The organism is Mycobacterium sp. E1715 (assembly GCF_001667625.1).
In the GTDB taxonomy this organism is placed as follows: Bacteria; Actinomycetota; Actinomycetes; order Mycobacteriales; family Mycobacteriaceae; genus Mycobacterium.
The window spans coordinates 1-18,263 of record NZ_LZJJ01000116.1 but is presented as its reverse complement, the minus strand read 5'-3'; the positions used below and the strand labels follow the sequence as shown (position 1 = coordinate 18,263).

Annotated in this window: 11 protein-coding genes; 8 read left to right on the top strand and 3 right to left on the bottom strand. The window is 71.6% G+C overall.

Annotated features, from left to right (window positions below):
• The first annotated feature begins 4 nt into the window (after nucleotides 1-4).
• The 8 genes from A9X03_RS06130 (at nucleotide 5) to A9X03_RS06095 (ending at nucleotide 10,263) form a co-directional block, all read left to right on the top strand.
• Nucleotides 5-751, top strand: coding sequence for a gluconate 2-dehydrogenase subunit 3 family protein (locus tag A9X03_RS06130; protein ID WP_067888819.1), 747 nt, complete (start codon nucleotides 5-7; stop codon nucleotides 749-751).
• The gene (locus A9X03_RS06125; RefSeq protein WP_068260140.1) at nucleotides 751-2,454 is read left to right on the top strand and encodes a GMC family oxidoreductase; all 1,704 of its coding nucleotides are present in this window, start codon (nucleotides 751-753) and stop codon (nucleotides 2,452-2,454) included. Before A9X03_RS06130 ends, A9X03_RS06125 begins: the two co-directional genes overlap by 1 nt.
• Nucleotides 2,447-4,240, top strand: coding sequence for a glycoside hydrolase family 15 protein (locus tag A9X03_RS06120; protein ID WP_067888825.1), 1,794 nt, complete (start codon nucleotides 2,447-2,449; stop codon nucleotides 4,238-4,240). Before A9X03_RS06125 ends, A9X03_RS06120 begins: the two co-directional genes overlap by 8 nt.
• Nucleotides 4,241-4,255: 15 nt before the next feature.
• Nucleotides 4,256-5,272 carry an SDR family oxidoreductase gene (locus A9X03_RS06115; protein ID WP_197696024.1) on the top strand — a complete coding sequence of 339 codons (1,017 nt, stop codon included), beginning with the start codon at nucleotides 4,256-4,258 and terminating at the stop codon, nucleotides 5,270-5,272.
• A complete protein-coding gene (locus tag A9X03_RS06110; RefSeq protein WP_067750465.1) occupies nucleotides 5,269-6,375 on the top strand; it encodes an enolase C-terminal domain-like protein in 1,107 nt (368 codons plus the stop codon). Before A9X03_RS06115 ends, A9X03_RS06110 begins: the two co-directional genes overlap by 4 nt.
• A gap of 75 nt (nucleotides 6,376-6,450) precedes the next feature.
• Complete coding sequence (locus A9X03_RS06105; RefSeq protein WP_068260139.1) at nucleotides 6,451-7,170, top strand: PAS and ANTAR domain-containing protein; 720 nt, start codon at nucleotides 6,451-6,453, stop codon at nucleotides 7,168-7,170.
• Nucleotides 7,171-7,189: 19 nt separating this feature from the next.
• Complete coding sequence (locus A9X03_RS06100) at nucleotides 7,190-8,965, top strand: ABC-F family ATP-binding cassette domain-containing protein (protein ID WP_067780728.1); 1,776 nt, start codon at nucleotides 7,190-7,192, stop codon at nucleotides 8,963-8,965.
• Between the two features lie 5 nt (nucleotides 8,966-8,970).
• On the top strand, nucleotides 8,971-10,263 hold the full coding sequence (locus tag A9X03_RS06095; protein WP_156736575.1) for a cytochrome P450: 1,293 nt from the start codon (nucleotides 8,971-8,973) through the stop codon (nucleotides 10,261-10,263).
• Here A9X03_RS06095 and A9X03_RS06090 read toward each other — a convergent pair.
• From A9X03_RS06090 to A9X03_RS06080, 3 genes are all read right to left on the bottom strand, one after another.
• Complete coding sequence (locus tag A9X03_RS06090) at nucleotides 10,246-11,313, bottom strand: type III polyketide synthase (RefSeq protein ID WP_368664924.1); 1,068 nt, start codon at nucleotides 11,311-11,313, stop codon at nucleotides 10,246-10,248. The genes A9X03_RS06095 and A9X03_RS06090 overlap by 18 nt on opposite strands.
• 121 nt (nucleotides 11,314-11,434) lie before the next feature.
• Nucleotides 11,435-14,473 carry a type I polyketide synthase gene (locus A9X03_RS06085; protein WP_068260136.1) on the bottom strand — a complete coding sequence of 1,013 codons (3,039 nt, stop codon included), beginning with the start codon at nucleotides 14,471-14,473 and terminating at the stop codon, nucleotides 11,435-11,437.
• A gap of 1 nt (nucleotide 14,474) precedes the next feature.
• Nucleotides 14,475-18,263, bottom strand: a 3,789-nt coding sequence (locus A9X03_RS06080; RefSeq protein ID WP_156746490.1) for an SDR family NAD(P)-dependent oxidoreductase, incomplete at its 5' end; no start/stop codon positions are given.

Genomic DNA, 18,263 nt, shown 5'->3' with positions numbered 1-18,263 from the left:
CGCGATGGCCGACACCTCACGCCCGGATCACCTGCCCAACCTGCGTGCGGACCGCAAGCCCCCGCACCCGTCGTGGCTACCCAAGCAGCGCCGGGGTGTCACACCCCAAATGATCGGCCGCTACCCGGATTTCGACGTGCTGGAAACGACCGACACCTGGGACGAGGCCACCAAGAAGGTGGTGCTGGCGCGGCTGGAGCCGCCCGGGCCGCTGCGGTTTTTCACCGCCGAGGAGGAGCCGTGCCTGCGCGCGTTCTGCGACACGGTGCTGGCGCAGGACCGCGAGCCGCGCGTGCCGGTGGCCGAATCCGTCGACTCCAAGCTCGCCGACGGGCGCCTCGACGGCTACCAGTACGCCGACATGCCCGACGACCGCGACGCCTGGCGACTCGTGCTGCGGGGGCTCGACGAGACCGCGTCCAGCCGCTACGGCAAGGCGTCGTTCGCCGAAGCCGAGCCCGACACCCGCGAAGAGATCGTCGACCAATTCTCCCAGGGCGCCCTGGACGGCGGGGTCTGGGAGCGCATGAACGTCAAACGCGCCTGGTCGGTGTGCATGCGAATGGTGTTGTCCAGCTTCTACTCCCATCCGTGGGCGTGGAACGAGATCGGGTTCGGCGGACCGGCCTACCCGCGAGGGTTCATGCGCCTCGGCGGCGCCACCGGCCCGGCCGCCGCCCGCGAGCCCTTCGAGACCCCGGGCGCCACCGACGAGGACCCGGTCCGCGTGGTTCAGCGGGGTGAGCTGTGATGGGCGACCGGCTCCGTGGGCTGCTGAGGGGGGCGATCGGGCCGAAGGACAACGAATCACGGTTCCTGCTCGACGTGCACGCGCGCGACCTGCCCGGCGAAAAGACGATGCGGCGCTACCGCGACGACGACGAGGTCGACCTGGTGGTCGTAGGGGCGGGCGCCGGCGGATCGGTGCTGGCGCAACGGCTGGCGCGCGCCGGCTGGCGGGTGGTGATCATCGAGGCGGGCCCATTCTGGCACCCGGACGAGGACTGGGTGTCCGACGAGGCGGGCTCCCATTCCCTGTACTGGACGCAGAAGCGCATCATCGGCGGCGACGACCCGATCGAGTTGGGCAAGAACAACTCCGGGCGCGGGGTGGGGGGCTCGATGGTCCACTACGCCGGCTACACCCCGCGGTTCCATCCCAGCGACTTTCACACCCACACCCTCGACGGGGTCGGGGCGGACTGGCCGATCGGCTACGAGGACATCCGCCGCCACTACGAGCGCATCGAACTCGAGTTGCCGGTGGCCGGACAGAACTGGCCGTGGGGTTACCCGCACCGTTACTCCTTCTCGCCACACCCCATTTCGGGTGCCGCCGCCAAGCTGTGGCGGGGCGCGATGCAGCTGGGCATCGAGATGCGGGTCGGGCCCGTCGGCATCGTCAACGGCACCTTCGGCAACCGCCCCCACTGCATCTACCGCGGCTACTGCCTGCAGGGCTGCAAGGTCAACGCCAAGGCCAGCCCGTACGTCACGCACCTGCCCGACGCGCTGGCCCACGCGGTGGAGATCCGCGCCAACTGCATGGCCGCGCGCGTCGAGCTCGACGAGACCGGCGCCGCCCGCGGGGTCGTCTACTACGACGAGGCCGGCGGCACCGAACGGCTGCAGCGGGCCAAGGCCGTCGCGATCGCCGGGTATTCCATTGAAACGCCACGCCTGCTGCTGAACTCGGCGAGCGAACGCTTCCCGAATGGATTGGGCAACAACGACGACCAGGTCGGCCGCTATGTGATGGTGCAGGGCGCCACGCAGTCGGCGGGCCGGTGGCCCGAAGAAATCCGGATGTACAAGGCCCCGCCCCCCGAGGTGTCCTCGGAGCAGTTCTACGAGACCGACGCGTCGCGCGGGTTCGCCCGCGGCTTCTCCATCCAGACCGTCTCGCCGCTGCCCATCGGATGGGCCGAACACGTGCTGGCCGACGGGCATTGGGGCCGCGCGTTGCGGGAGTACATGCGCGACTACAACCACTGGGCGACCATCGGCGTGCTCAACGAGTTGTTGCCGTTGCCGGAAAACCGGGTCACCCTCGCCGAAGAGACGGACCGCTACGGCCTCCCGGTGGCACGGTTCGATTACACGTTGTGCGACAACGACAAGGCCAATATGGCCTACTCCACCGAGGTGATCGGCGACATCCTGCAGGCCGCAGGCGCCCAGGACGTGCTCACCATCCAGCGCTTCGCCCACCTGATCGGCGGCGCCCGGATGGGCACCCGCCCGGACAACTCGGTGGTGGACTCCGATCACCGGGTGTGGGGCGTGCCGAACCTGTTCCTGGCGGACGGCTCGGTGTGTCCGACGCAGGGCTCGGCGAACCCGGCGCTGACGATCATGGCGCTGGCCTCACGGCTCGCCGAACGGATGGCGACCCGGAAGATCGGCACCGACGTCGTGGCGAGGCGACCGGCGGAGGCGGGGATCCGTGGCTGACCACACGATCGACGTCGAGGCGACCTACTCCCCCCGGGTGTTGCGCGAATACGCGCTGCTGGCCGACGGCGAGCGGGGCGCCCTGATCGGGCCGCAGGGCGACGTGGCGTGGATGTGCGCGCCGCGATGGCACTCGGACGCGGTGTTCTCCAACCTCATCGGGGGCGGCGGGATGTACGCGATCACCCCGACCGACGTGCGGCACGTGTGGGGCGGCTATTACGAGCCGGGCAGCCTGATCTGGCGCAACCGCTGGATCACCCGCGATGGCATCGTGGAATGCCGCGAGGCCCTTGCCTTTCCGGGCGACCCCGAGCGGGTGGTGCTGCTGCGCCGCCTGATCGGCTGCCGCGGCACCGCGTGCGTGCGGGTGGTGCTGCAGCCGAGCGCCGCGTTCGGCCGCCACGGCCGCGGCGAGGCGAGCGTCGACGACGGGATCTGGAGCGGAAAGTCGGGACCGCTGCGATGGCGCTGGGCCGGCGGCTGCGACGTCCGCTCCGTGCGGGGGACGCGCGGCCGCGGGGAGCTCCTCACCTGCGAGATCACCGTCGACGAGGGCGGTCGGCACGACTTCGTGCTGGAGCTCTCCGAACGCGCGCTCCCCGACCGGCCGCCCGACCCCGACATCACCTGGGACGCAACCGAAGCCGCGTGGCACCGCAGCATGCCCGAGCTGAACTGCACCATCGCCCCGCGCGATGGGCGGCACTCCTACGCCGTGCTGCGGGGGTTGACCAGCAGCGGCGGTGGGATGGTCGCCGCCGCGACGATGAGCCTGCCCGAACGCGCGCACACCAACCGGAACTACGACTACCGCTACGCGTGGATCCGCGACCAGGTCTACGCCGGTATCGCCGCGGCGACGGTCGGCGCGAACGAATTGCTGGACCGCGCGGTCGAATTCGTAGGCGCCCGCCTACTCGAACACGGGCCCGACCTCAGGCCGGCCTACACCGTGACCGGCGACAGCGTGCCCGGCGAGGAAGACCTCGACCTGCCCGGCTATCCCGGGGGCACCGACAAGGTGGGCAATTGGGTCAACCAGCAATTCCAGCTCGACGTTTTCGGGGAGGCGCTGCAGCTGCTGGCCCGGGCGGGCAATGCCGGCCGGCTCGACGCCGAGGGGTGGCGCGCCGCGCAGACCGCCATCGGGGCGATCGAAAAGCGCTGGCGCGAACCGGATGCGGGCATTTGGGAGATCGACGACGAGCACTGGACGCAGTCCCGCCTGGCATGCGTGGCCGGGCTGCGCGCCATCGCCAAGGTGGCCGGCGGCGGCCCCGAGGTGGCCGCCTGCACGTCGCTGGCCGACGCGATCCTGGCCGACACCGCCGCCGGCAGCCTGCACCCGCAGGGCGGCTACTGGCAGCGCAGTCCGCGATTGCGCGGCACCGACGCGTCGCTGCTGTTGGCGCCCGTGCGCGGGGCCGTGCCCGCCGACGACCCGCGCACCAGGGCCACGCTGGACGCCGTCCGCGAGCAGCTCAGCGACGACGGGTTCGTCTACCGCTTCCGGCACGACGAGCGGGACCTCGGCGACGCCGAGGGCGCGTTCCTGCTCTGCGGGTTCATGATGGCGCTCGCCGAACACCAACTGGGACATGACCATTGCGCGATGCGCTGGTTCGAGCGCAACCGCGCCGCCTGCGGACCCCCGGGATTGTTCTGCGAGGAATACGACGTCCGGCAGCGCCAGCTGCGCGGCAACCTTCCCCAGGCCTTCGCGCACGCGCTGCTGCTGGAGTGCACGTCCACCCTGGCCGACGACGCCGTCCATCACGGCTGAAAGGAGATTTCGGCGATGACACCGACCCCGAAGACAATCGTGATCACCGGAGCCAGCGCCGGCATCGGGCGGGCCGCCGCCCAATTGTTCGGGCGGCGCGGGGCGAACGTGGCCCTGCTCGCCCGCGGCACCGCCGGGCTGGACGGCGCCGCGCGCGACGTCGAAGCCGGTGGCGGCAAGGCGCTGGCCATCCCGACCGACGTCGCCGACCACGACGCGGTCGTCGCCGCCGCCGACGAGACCGAGGCCGCATTCGGGCCCATCGACGTCTGGGTCAATGTCGCCTTCACCTCCGTGTTCGCGCCGTTCAGCGAGATCACCGCGGAGGAGTTCAGACGCGTGACCGAGGTGTCGTACCTCGGCTACGTGCACGGCACCATGGCGGCGCTGAACAAGATGCGGCCGCGGGACCGCGGCACCATCGTCCAGGTCGGCTCCGCGCTCAGCCAGCGGTCCATCCCGCTGCAGTCCGCCTATTGCGGCGCCAAGCATGCCATCAACGGGTTCACCGAATCGGTGCGCTGCGAGCTGCTGCACGAGCACTCGAAGGTGCGGGTGACCGTCGTGCAGATGCCCGCGGTCAACACCCCCCAGTTCTCCTGGGTGCTGTCCCGGCTGCCGCGCCATCCCCAGCCGGTGCCCCCGATCTATCAGCCCGAGGTCGCCGCCCGCGGTGTCCTCTACGCCGCGGATCACCCTGGGCGCAAACAATATTGGGTCGGGGATTCCACGATGGTGACACTGCTCGCGCAGAAATTCGTCGCACCGCTGCTGGACCGCTACCTGGGCCGCACCGGGTACGACTCGCAGCAGACCGACGAGCGCGTCGGCGCGGGGCGGCCGCACAACCTGTGGCACCCGCTCGACCAGGAGCCGGGCAGCGAGCACGGCGCCCACGGCGGGTTCGACGACAAGTCCCACACGTTGAGCCCGCAACTGTGGGCGTCGCAGCATCCCGTCGTCAGCGGCACCGGCGCGCTTGGGGCGGCGGGGCTCGGCGCGTGGCTCGCGGCCCGCCGGTGGACCCGATGACGCTCGACGCGCCCGTCGACGACGTCACCGCGCAGGTCTACGAAATCCCCACCGACGCACCGGAAGCCGACGGTACCCTGCCCTGGTCGTCGACCACGCTGGTGCTGGCCGCGGTCACGGCCGGCGGGCGGCGCGGGATCGGCTACACGTACGCCGACGGCGCCTGCGCGGCGTTGATCACCGGGGCGCTCGCGGGCACGCTCACCGGACACAGCGCGCTGGACATCACCGGCGGCTGGCAGGCGATGGTCAGGGCGATGCGCAACAACGGACGGCCCGGGTTGGTGTCGTGCGCCATCTCGGCGATCGACACCGCCCTGTGGGACCTCAAGGGCAAGCTGCTCGAGCTACCGGTCTGCCGGCTGCTCGGCATGGCGCACGACGCGGTGCCGATCTACGGCAGCGGCGGCTTCACCACCTACGACGAGCGGCAGACCCGCGCCCAGCTGGAACGCTGGGTGGACGAGTGGAAGATTCCGCGGGTCAAGATCAAGATCGGCGAGTCCTGGGGCTCCGACGAGCGCCGCGACCTCGATCGGATCGCCCTGTCGCGCAGCGTGATCGGGCCCGAGGTGGAACTCTATGTCGACGCCAACGGCGCCTACCGCCGCAAGCAGGCGATCCGGGTCGCCCACGCGATGGCCGACCAGGACGTCACCTGGTTCGAAGAACCCGTCTCCTCCGACGACCTCGCCGGGCTGCACGAGGTGCGCGACCAGGTGACCCCGGACGTCACCGCCGGCGAGTACGGCTACGACCTGGTCTACTTCCACCGCATGCTGGCCGCCGGGGCGGTCGACTGCCTGCAGATCGACGTCACCCGCTGCGGCGGCATCACCGACTGGCTGCGGGCCGCGGCCGTCGCCGCCGCCCACAACGTCGACGTGTCCGGGCACTGCGCCCCCAACCTGCACGCCCACGTGGCGGCCGCCGTACCGAACCTGCGGCACCTGGAGTACTTCCACGATCACCACCGCATCGAGCACATGTTCTTCGACGGCGCCCTGCCCCCCGACGGCGGCGCCCTGCGGCCGGACCAACACCGGCCCGGGCTGGGGCTGGACTTCAAGCACGCCGACGCCGAGCCGTACCGAAAAGCCTGATCCGTGCATGGACCCGCGCAAAAGTGGGCATTGATATGCCAGGGACATAGTTACGGATCTGAAGGGCAACGCGCGATGACCGTGAACTTCGAGGACGAGGCCGTTCACCGGCGCGACGGGGAGCCCACCCGGGAGGCGGCCGCGTCGGAGGCGCTGATGTCCGGCGTGGTGGCAGAGGACGACCTGAGCGCGGTCGACTTGGTGCTGGGGCTGGGCGAACCGCAGCGCGTCGGTCGCTTCCGGTTCTTCCTGGACGGCCAGCGCTGGGAGTGGTCGGACGCGGTCGCGCGGATGCACGGGTACCGGCCCGGGCAGGTCGAGCCCACCACGGACCTGCTGCTCAAGCACAAGCATCCCGAGGACCGCGAACGCGCCTCGGCCGTCCTGGACCGCGTGATGCGGGGCAAGCCGTTCAGCAGTCGGCACCGCATCGTCGACACCGGGGGCCGCACCCTGTGCGTCGTCGTCGCGGGCGACCGGATGCTCGACGACCACGGCACCGTGATCGGGACGTCCGGGTTCTACGTCGACGTCACCGACTCGCTGCAGACCGACATCAACAAGGTCCTGTCGGCGGTGGCCGACGCCCGCGCCCGAATCGAGCAGGCCAAGGGCGTGCTGATGGCCGCCTACGACATCTCCGCCGAGCGGGCGTTCGACATCCTGGTGTGGCGCTCCCAGGAGACCAACCTGAAGCTGCGCGACCTCGCCAGCCGCTTCCTGGACGCGGTGGCCAGCAAGGCGTCGGCGGAGACCCAGAGCGAAGTCGACCGGGCGCTGCTGACCCTGGAGTAGCCGCAGTAGGGTCGGGCCAGTGGCGCACCTATTGGGAGCCGAGGCCATCCGCCTCGAATATCCGACCCAGCTGGTATTCGATTCGGTCACGCTGGGCGTGAACGACGGCGCGCGCATCGGCATCGTCGGCCGCAACGGGGACGGGAAGTCCAGCCTGTTGCGGCTGCTCACCGGCCAGCTGCGGCCCGACTCGGGCCGCGTGACCCGCCGCAGCGGCTTGCGCGTCGGCGCGCTCAGCCAGGCCGACACCCTGGACCCGGCCCACACGGTGGGCTGGACGCTGGTCGGCGAGGCGGCCGAACACCAGTGGGCCGGCGACCCCCGGGTCCGCGACGTGGTCGCCGGCTTGGTCTCCGACATCGATTGGGACGCAGCGATATCCACGCTCAGCGGAGGTCAGCGCCGGCGGGTGCAGCTGGCCCGGCTGCTGGTCGGCGAGTGGGACGTCATCGCCCTCGACGAGCCCACCAACCATCTCGACATCGAGGGCATCACCTGGCTGGCCGACCATCTCAAACAGCGCTGGGCGCGCAACACCGGCGGGCTGCTGCTGGTGACGCACGACCGCTGGTTCCTCGACGAGGTCGCCACCACGACGTGGGAGGTGCACGACGGGATCGTGGAGCCGTTCGAGGGCGGCTACGCGGCGTACGTGCTGCAGCGCGTCGAACGGGACCGGCTGGCCGCCACCGCGGAAGCCAAGCGGCAGAACCTGATGCGCAAGGAGCTGGCGTGGCTGCGTCGCGGCGCGCCGGCGCGGACCTCGAAGCCCAAGTTCCGCATCGAGGCGGCCAACCAGCTGATCGCCGACGTGCCGCCGCTGCGCAACACCGTCGAGCTGGCCAAGCTGGCCACCGCCCGGCTCGGGAAGGACGTCATCGATCTGCTCGACGTGTCGGTCTCGTTTGACGGCCGTCCGGTGCTGCGCGACGTCGAATGGCGGATCGCCCCGGGCGAACGCACCGGCATCGTCGGCGCCAACGGCGCCGGGAAGTCGACGCTGCTCGGGCTGATCGCCGGGACCATCGCGCCGGACGCCGGACGGGTCAAGCGCGGCAAAACCGTTCAGCTGGCCGTGCTCGACCAGCAGGGCGACGCCCTGGCCGGCCTCACCGACGACCGCATCGCCGACGTCCTGGCCCGGTTGCGCGGCGGCTACGAGGTCGAGGGCCGCGAGGTGACGCCGGCCCAGCTGCTGGAACGGCTGGGGTTCGGGCGCGGCCAGTTGTCCGCGCGCATCGGCGAGCTCTCCGGCGGGCAGCGGCGGCGGTTGCAGCTGATGCTCACGCTGCTCTCCGAGCCGAACGTATTGCTGCTCGACGAGCCGACCAACGACGTCGACACCGACATGCTCACCGCGATGGAAGACCTGCTCGACTCGTGGGCCGGGACCTTGATCGTCGTCTCGCACGACCGCTACCTGCTCGAGCGGATCACCGATCAGCAGTACGCCGTTCTCGACGGCCGGTTGCGGCACCTGCCCGGTGGCATCGACGAGTACCTGCGGCTGGCGGCGCGCGAGGCCGGCGCCGCGGCGGACGGCGGCCCGGCGCCCGCGGAGCCGCAAGGCATGTCCGGGGCGCGGCGCCGGGCCACCGAGAAGGAGCTGGCCGGCGTCGACCGCCAGCTCGCCCGGCTGGCCGACCGGATCGTGGACAAACACCACGAACTCGCCCGCCACGACCAGTCGGACCATGTCGGCATCACGCGGCTCACCCGGGAATTGCGGGCGCTCGAGGACGAGGTCGCCGAGACGGAGGGCCGCTGGCTGGAGCTGTCGGAGGCGCTGGAATGACGCCCGTGCGGTACCGGCCCGGCGAGGCCTTGCTGGCGCTGTACCGGCGGCGCGGCCCGGTCATCAACTCCGGCGTCGGCCGGCACGGTTACACCTACCTGCTGGGCGCCGAGGCGAACAAGTTCGTGTTCGCCAACGCCGACGCGTTCAGCTGGCGGTTGACGTTTCAGAACCTCGCCATCGTCGACGGACCCACCGCGTTGATCGTCAGCGACGGCGACGATCACCGGCGCCGGCGCAGCGTCGTCGCGCCCGGGCTGCGGCACCGGCAGATCCAGGACTACGTCGCCACCATGGTGTGCACCATCGACGCCGTGATCGACGGCTGGCGGCGCGGGCAGCGGCTGGACATCTACTCCGCGTGCCGTTCGGCGGTGCGGCGCAGCACCGCCGAGAGCCTGTTCGGCCCGCGCCTGGCCACCCATTCGGACTTTCTGGGCGAACAGCTGCAGCCGCTGCTGGACCTGACTCACCAACTGCCGCAGTCGGTTGCGCTGCAACGGCGGCTCAACGCACCGGGGTGGCGACGGGCGGTGGCCGCCCGGAAACGCATCGACGCCCTGGTGGACGAGCAGGTCGCCGCCGCGCGGGCCGAGCCCCGGCCCGACGACCACATGCTGACGATGCTGATCAACGGTCGCGGAGACGAGGGTTATGCGCTGGGCGACAACGAGATTCGCGACGCCGTCATCTCACTGATCACCGCCGGCTACGAGACCACCAGCGGCGCGCTGGCATGGGCGATCTACACGCTGCTCTCCGTGCCGGGCGCGTGGGACACCGCGGCCCGCGAAGTGGCACGCGTGCTCGGCGGACGGCCGCCGGGCGCGGCCGACCTGACGGCGTTGACCTACCTCAACGGGGTCGTGCAGGAAACCCTGCGGCTCTACCCGCCCGGGGTGATCTCGGCGCGCAAGGTGATCCGCGAGATCTCCTTCGACGGCCACCGCATACCGGCGGGCCGGCTGCTCATCTTCAGCCCATACGTCACGCATCGCATCCCCGAAATCTGGCCCGGGCCAACGCAATTCCGGCCGGAGCGGTGGGACCCCGACGCCCCGGGCTACCGCAAACCCGCCCCACACGAGTTCATTCCGTTCAGCGGGGGCCTGCACCGCTGCATCGGCGCGGCCATGGCCACCACCGAGATGACCGTGATGCTGGCCCGGTTGCTCGCCAGGACCACACTGCGGATGCCGCCTCAGCGCATCCGCGCGGCCAACCTTGCCGCGTTGTCCCCGAAGCCGGGGTTGACCGTCGACGTCGTCGCCACCACCGACCTAGCGCCAGCTCAGTAGCACGAACTCGGCGCTGAATCCCGGGCCCATCGCGAGCATCAGCCCGGGGCCCCCGCCGGGCGGCGGCTTGGCGATGGTGTCGCGCAGGATGTGCAGCACCGACGCCGACGACAGGTTCGCGACCTCGCCCAGCGAGCGCCAGGTCAGCTCGAGGGCGTCCGGGGGCAACTCGAGGGCGTTGCCGATCGCGGTGATGACCTTGGGGCCGCCGGGGTGCGCCACCCAAGCGCCCACGTCGTCCTTGGTCAGCCCGTGGGCACTCAGGAAGCGGCCGACGTCGTCGGCCAGGTAACGGTCGATGAAGTTGGTGAGCTCCGGCGACATCACCAGGTGCAGCCCGGCCGAGCTGACGTTCCAGGCCATGACGTGCAGCGATTCGGGATACAGCCGGCTGCGGGAATCGACGATGTCGGGCCCGCTGGGGCTCAGCCGTTCGGCGCGACGGTCACCGACCGCGACCACGGCGGCCGCCCCATCCCCGAACATCGCGGTGCCCACCAGGCCGGACACGGTCGGCTTGACCGCCGGGAAGGTGAGCGAGCACAGCTCGACCGACACCAGGACCGCGACGCCGTCCGGGGCGCCGCGCAGGTAGTCGTGCAGGCGGCCCACCCCCGCCGCGCCGGCCGCGCAACCGAGCCCGAACAGCGGCACCCGGCGCACGTCCGGGCGAAGGCCGAGCCGTCCGGCGATCCGCGCGTCGAGCGACGGGACCGCCACCCCGGTGACCGTGGTGGTGGCGATCATGTCGATGTCCCGTGGCTGCAGGCCGGCCTCCTCGAGCGCCCCCAGCAACGCTTCGCAGCCCAGTTCGACGGCGTGTTCGATGAACACCTCGTTGGCCTCACCGAAATCGGTGAGCGACGGGTAGCGCTCCAGCGGCAGGACCAGGTGGCGGCCGTTGACCTTGGCGGCGGCGTGCAACCGCCGGACGATCTCCTCGTGTTCGGCCAGAGCCGGCAATTCGACGAGCTGGTCCGTGATTTCGGCCTGGCTGTAACGATGCGGGGGCAACGCTCCGAAAACACCCGCGATGACGCTCATGCCCAACCCTTTTGCCCGCGTCCCAGCTCGAATGGGACATTCGCCGATTTCCGAAGTTTAAGCAATCGGCGGTAATTCGGCAAAAGTTTGAAGTATTCGACATGTGTCTTATTGCTTCGGCATTTTTTCATTCGGAGTCCTGGTTTTTCAGTGCCATCGCGATGAGGGCGTCGGGGCTCAGCGAGTCGATGGGATCGGTGACCGGTTGGGCCACAACGCTTTCCGGGCCGCCGGCGAGCAGGAGCAGTTTGTCGAGCAATCCGGTCCTCCTCAGCTCGGCGAGCGGAATGTTGCGCAGCGAGGACCACACCTTTTCCTCGTCCGATTCCCGGTCCTCGCCGCGGAATAGCTGCTGGCGCAGATGGTCGGCCAGCGCGGCGGGAGTGGGATAGTCGAAGATCAGGGTTCGCGACAACGCCAACCCGGTCGTCGTCGTGAGCCGGTTGCGCAATTCGACCCCGGTCATCGAGTCGAAGCCCAGGTCGGCAAAGGCGCGGTCGCGACCGATGGCCCGCGCGTCCGGATGTCCCGCGACGGCGGCCGCGTGCTCGCAGACCAGCTCGGCCAGCCGCCGCTGTTGCTCCTCGGGCGCCAGGCGGTGTAGCTGCTCGGCCAGATTCGGGGACCGGGCCGCGTTGGGGCGGAGCACATCCTGCGTGCCACCCAGCCAGAACCGTTGGCGGGCAAAGCCGTACGTCGGCAGGTCGACGCGTCGACCCCCGGAGTCGGCCAATACGGCCGGCCAGCCGACGGCCACCCCGGCGGCGAACAGGCGGCCGGCCGCGATCAGCAGCGACTCGGCCTCGGGAGCGTCCTTGGGCAGGGTGGTCACCGAGATCGGCCGCTCGGTGGTCATTGACTGGTCCACCGCCGCGCTCAACCCGCCGCCAGGGCCCGCCTCCGCGAACGCCGTCACCCCGAGGGCCTCGGCGGCGCGCACGCCGTCGAGGAAGCGCACGGGCCGGCGCACGTGCTCGACCCAGTATCGCGCGGACCCGTAGCCGGGGCCGGCCGGCTCCCCGGACACGTTGGATATCAGGCAGATTCGCGGCTGTTGCGGCTCGATGTCGGCGATCCGGCGCGCGAACTCGTCGAGCATCGGTTCCATCAGCGCCGAATGAAACGCGTGCGAGACCGCCAACCGGTGTGTGCGCCTGCCGCTTTCCGCCAACCGATCCGTCAGGGCGGTGACCGCGGCGCGCTCGCCGGACAGGACCACCGCATTGGGGCCATTGACCGCCGCGATGCCGACACTGTCGCCGAGCATCGGGGCGACCTCCGCCTCGGTGGCGCTCACCGCCACCATCACCCCGTCGCCCGGCAGCGCCGCCATCAGCCGGCCGCGCGCCGCCACGATGCGCGCCGCGTCGCCCAGCGCCAGCACCCCCGCCACATGCGCGGCCGCGATCTCGCCGACCGAATGACCCAGAACCACCTCGGGCGTCACCCCCCAGGATCGCCACAGCGCCGCCAGGGCGACCTCGAGCACGAATAAGGCCGGCTGCGCGAACTCGGTGCCGCGCAACAGCTCCGCGTCGGTGCCCCACATCACCTCGCGCAACGGCGACCGCAGGTGGGGATCCATCGCGGCCGCGGCCTCGTCGAAGGCACGCGCGAAGGCCGGGAACCGCCGGTGGAGTTCGCGACCCATTCCCGGCCATTGGGAGCCCTGGCCGGGGAACACGAAGGCGATCTTGGCCGCGGGCCCGGCCCGGCCGGCGATCACGCCGGGGGCGGGCTCCCCGGCGGCCAGGGCCACCAGTTCGCGCGTCAACTCTTCGGGATCGCCGCCGACCAGCACCGCCCGCCGCTCGAACACCGAGCGCGTCGTCGCCAGCGACCACGCCACGTCCGCGGGGCTCACCCCCGGCTCGGCCACCCACTCCGCCAGCCGGCGCGCCTGGTTGGCCAGGGCCCGCCCCGAGCGGGCCGACAGCACCCATGCGAGCGGCGGTTCGTGCGGTTCGGCGGGCGTATCCGGTTGCGGCGGGGCCTGTTCCACGACGACGTGTGCGTTGGTGCCGCCCATCCCGAAGGACGACACACCGGCGCGGCGCGGGCGCCCCGCCGCCGGCCAGGGCAGCGCGGCGGTGTTCACGCGCAGGTGTTCGAGTTCGGGATTGCCGTCGGCGTAGTTCAAGCTCGGCGGCAGCACCGAATGTCGCACGGCCAGTGAGGCTTTGAGCAGGCCCGCTATCCCGGCCGCGCCGCCGGCGTGACCGATGTTGGTCTTGACCGAACCCACGTGCACTGCGCGCTCGCGCGCCGCGAACACCTCGCCGAGCGCCTGGGCCTCAACCGCGTCGCCGACCTTGGTGCCGGTGCCGTGGGCCTCGATGTAGTCGATGTCGCCGGCGCCGAGGCCGGCGGTGGCGAGCGCCCGCCGGATCACGTCCGCCTCGGCGGAGACGGAAGGCACCGTCTGCCCGGCTGCGCTGTGCCCGGCGTTACCGACGGCGCTGCCGCTGATGACCGCGTGGACGCGGTCCCCGTCGCGCAGGGCCGCCGGCAACGGCTTCAGCAGGACCAGTCCCCCGCCCTCGCCGCGCACGTAACCGTCCGCGCGCCGATCGAACGCATAGGTGCGACCGGACGTCGACAGCGCACCGAATTCGCGCTCCAGCATTGCGGTTTCGTCGGCCAGGTTCAGGTGAACCCCGCCGGCGATCGCCAGCGCCGACTCGCCGGCGCGCAGGCTCTCACAGGCGAGGTGCACGGCGAGCAGCGACGACGATTGGCCGGAGTCGACGGTCATGCTCGGCCCGCGCAAACCGAAGGCGTACGAGACCCGGTTGGCGATCATCCCCCGGCTGATTCCGGCGAACGAGTGGTGGTCGAGGTTGTCGGCGATGTCGCGCAGCGTGAGGACCGCGTAGTCGTCGGCCATCGCCCCCACATACACCGAAACGTCTTTGCCACGAATGCTTTCGGGTACCACGAACGCGTCCTCGAAGGCTTCCCAGGCCAGTTCGAGGGCCAGCCGCTGGCGAGGGTCCATCGCGCACGCCTCGCGCGGCGAGAGGTTGAAGAAGTCGGCGTCGAACTCCGCGACGTCCCCGGGCAACCGCGTCGCTTCCCGGCCGTTGCGGATCAGATCCCAGAACTCGCGCGGGTTTGCCGCGCCGGGGAATCGGCACGCCAGGCCGATGACTGCGACGTCCGTCATGCTAGGGGCCGATCTCTTCGTCGAGGATCGCGAAGAGTTGGCTCTCGGTGGCGGTGGCGATGTCGTCGTCGAACGGGTCGTCGGGCTGCTCCGGGTGGTGCACTTCCGCCGGCCCCGTCAGCGAGCGCAGCAGGCCTTCCAGCCGGGTGACCAGCTGCGCCTTGTCGCCTGGGCTCCAGTCGGATTGCCCGAGCAGCGCCTGCAATTCGCGGGCCACGTCGTTGAAGCGGGCCATTCGGTCGGGCGGCGCACCGGCCGTGCCGGTGGTCAGCTGGCCGTCGAGATGCTCGGCCAGCGCCGCCGGCGTCGGGTAATCGAAGATCACCGTGGGCGAAAGGGTCAGGCCGGTCGCGATCTTGAGCCTGTTGCGCAGCTCCACGGCGGTCAACGAGTCGAACCCGAGGTCCCCGAAAGCCTGGTCGGCGTTGACGTCGGCGGTGCTGTGCCCCAACACCGTGGCGGCGTTGCCGCACACCAGGTCGATCAGTTCGCGCCGGCGCTGCTCGGGGGCCAGGCCGTCCAGCCGCGCCCGCAGGCCGGTCAACGACACCATGTCAGTGGGGTCGAGGACCCGTCGGGCGCGCCGAATGGCCAACTGGCTCAACAGCGGTGGCAGCGCGGCGCCGGCGTGGGCCAGCGCGGCGGTGTCGAGCCGGGTGGCCACGACGACGGGCGGCTCCGTCAGCAGCGCGGCGTCGAGCAGGCCGAGCGCCTGCCGGGTGGACAGCGGGGCGAGCCCAGCGCGGCTCATCCGCGCCTTGTCGCGGTCGCCCAGGTGCCGGGTCATGGCCGACGCCTCTTCCCACATCCCCCAGGCGATCGACAGGGCGGGCAGGCGATGGGCGTGGCGGTAGGCCGCCAGTCCGTCGAGGAAGCTGTTGGCCGCGGCGTAGTTGCCCTGACCCGGCGCCCCGACGATCCCCGCCATCGACGAGAACAGCACGAACGCCGAAAGATCCAGATCCCGGGTCAGCTCGTGCAGGTGCCACGCCCCGTCGACCTTGGACCGCAGCACCGTATCGATGCGCTCCGGTGTCAGGGACGCGATCACCGCGTCGTCGAGCACCCCCGCGGCGTGAAATACGCCGCGCAGCGGGAAGCGCTCCGGCACCCGCGCCAGCAACCCGGCCACGGCGTCCCGGTCGCCCACGTCGCAGGCCACCACCGACACCTCGGCGCCCGCCTCGCGCAGCTCGGCGACCAGCCCCGTCAACCCGTCCGCCCGTTCACCGCTGCGGCTGACCAGCATGACGTGCGGTACCCGGTAGCGGTCGACGAGGTGCCGGGCCACGGCCGAACCCGCCATGCCGGTTCCGCCGGTGATCAGTGCGGTGCCGCCGCCCAGCCCGGCCGGCCCGTCGGGCATCGTGAGCACCACCTTGCCGATGTGGCGGGCCTGGCTCACGAACCGGTACGCCTCCGCGGCGCAACGCACGTCGAAGGCCTTGACGGGCAGGGGCTTTAGAGCTCCGGTCGAGAACAGGCGCATCAGTTCGGCCGACATCGCCGCGATGCGGTCCGGGCCGGCCTCCATCAAGTCGAACGCGCGGTAATAGATCTCGGGGTGCGCCGCCGGGTCGCGCAGGTCGGTCTTGCCCATCTCGATGAAGCGCCCGCCGCGGCCGAGCAACCGCAGCGACGCGTCGGTGAACTCGCCGGCCAGCGAGTTCAGCACGACCTCCACGCCGACTCCGCCCGTGGCCGCGGAGAACTTCTCCTCGAACTCCAGCGTCCGCGAATCCGCGATGTGATCGTCGTCGATGCCCATGGCGCGCAGGGTGTCCCACTTGCCGCGGCTCGCGGTCGCGAAAACCTCGGCCCCCCAATGCCGGGCCAGCTGCACGGCCGCCATGCCGACGCCGCCGGCACCGGCGTGCACCAGCACCCGCTCGCCGGCGCGCAGGCCCCCCAGGACCGACAACCCGTAATACGCCGTCAAGAACACCACCGGCACGCCCGCGGCCTGCGCGAACGACCAGCCCGACGGCAGCGGCGTCACCAGCCGGCGATCGACGACCGCCTCGGACCCGGTCAGGCCCAAGATGCCCATCACCGCGTCGCCTACCGCCAAATCCGTGACGCCGGCGCTGATCTCGGTCACCAGGCCGGCACCCTCCGCGCCCAGCTGCGCGGCACCCGGGTACATGCCCAGGGCCACCAGCACGTCGCGGAAGTTCACCCCGGCGGCGGCGACCGCCACCCGCACCTGGCCGGCGGCGAGCTCGGCCGGCGGGCCCGACTGCACGGCCAGGTCCTCCAGCGTTCCGGCGTCGCCGGCGGCCAGCCGCCACACCGACGGCGGCCCGGGCAACGGCAACAGCGGGTGCGGCTTGAGTGGCTGCAGCCGGGCGCCGTAGGCGATGCCCCCTCGCACCACCAATTGCGGCTCCCCGCAGCCGATCACGGAGGCGAGATCGAGCGATCCGTCGGAGTCGACCAGCACCGCCAGGCCCGCCTGCTCGGCCTGCGCCGAGCGCACCAGCCCCCACACCGCCGCGCCGGCCAGGTCCGAGACCTCCTCGCCGGGCAGCGCGACCGCGCCGCGGGTCAGCACCACCAACGGCCCGGCGCCCTCAACCCTGGACTGCAACAAGCCCAACGCCTCATGGGTCGCGGCGTAGACCGACCCGACCACTCCGTCGCCGTTCGAGGGCGGCCGCCACACCTCGGGATCGGCCCCACCGGCGTTGTCCGCCAACGTGATCGGGGACCACACCGCCTCCAGGAGTTCGCCGCCGCCGGACCGCGCCGCCGCGGCCGCCGCCAACTGGGCGGCCGACACCGGCCGCGTCACCAGCTCCCGCACCGACAGCACCGGCAGGCCCGACGAATCGGCCAGTTCCACCGACACGGCGCCCTTCCCCACCGGTGCCAGCCGCACCCGGACCCGTGACGCGCCGGCCGCGTGCAGGCACACCCCTTGCCAGGAGAACGGCAAGACGGCCTCGGCGTCCTCGTCGGCCACACCCAGGGCGTGCAGCGCCGCATCCAGCACCACCGGATGGATCCCGAAGCCGCCCACCGTGACACCGTCCTGCTGTGGGGCCTCGACCTCGGCGAAGATCTCGGTCCCCCGGCGCCACACCTTCCGCAGGCCGCGGAACGCCGGCCCGTACCCGTAGCCGCGCCCCGCCAAATCGTCGTAGGCGCCGGTCACGTCGACCGCCGCGGCGCCGACGGGCGGCCACACCGACAGGTCCGCGTCCGGCGCGGGCGAGCCGTCGCTCACCACGCCCTGGGCGTGCAGGGCCCAGTCGGGACCGGCCTGCGAATAGACCGCAACCGCACGGGATCCGGTCCCGCCGGCGGCGTCCACCACCACCTGCACCCGCACCCCGCCGGCGGCCGGCAGGGGCAACGGGGCCGACAGCGTCAGCTCCTCGATCACCGGGCAGCCGACCTCGTCGCCCGCCCGCAGCACCAGCTCGACGAACCCCGCGCCCGGGAACAACACGGTCCCGGTCACCGCGTGATCGGCCAGCCACGGCTGGGCCGCCGTCGACAGCCGGCCCGTCAACACCACACCGCCCGAATCGGGGCGCTCCACCACCGCGCCCAGCAGGGCATGCTCGGCGCCGGTCAATCCCAGGCCCGCGGTGTCCCGGCCGCCCACGGCCTCCGGCGACAGCCAAAACCGGCGCCGCTGAAAGGCATACGTCGGCAGGTCGACGCGGTGGGCGGTCAGGCCGGCGAACGCCGCGGCCCAGTCCACCCCGGCGCCGGAGACGAACAGCTGGCCGGCCGCCAGCAGCAGCGAATCGACTTCGGGACGGTCCTTGGACATCGACAC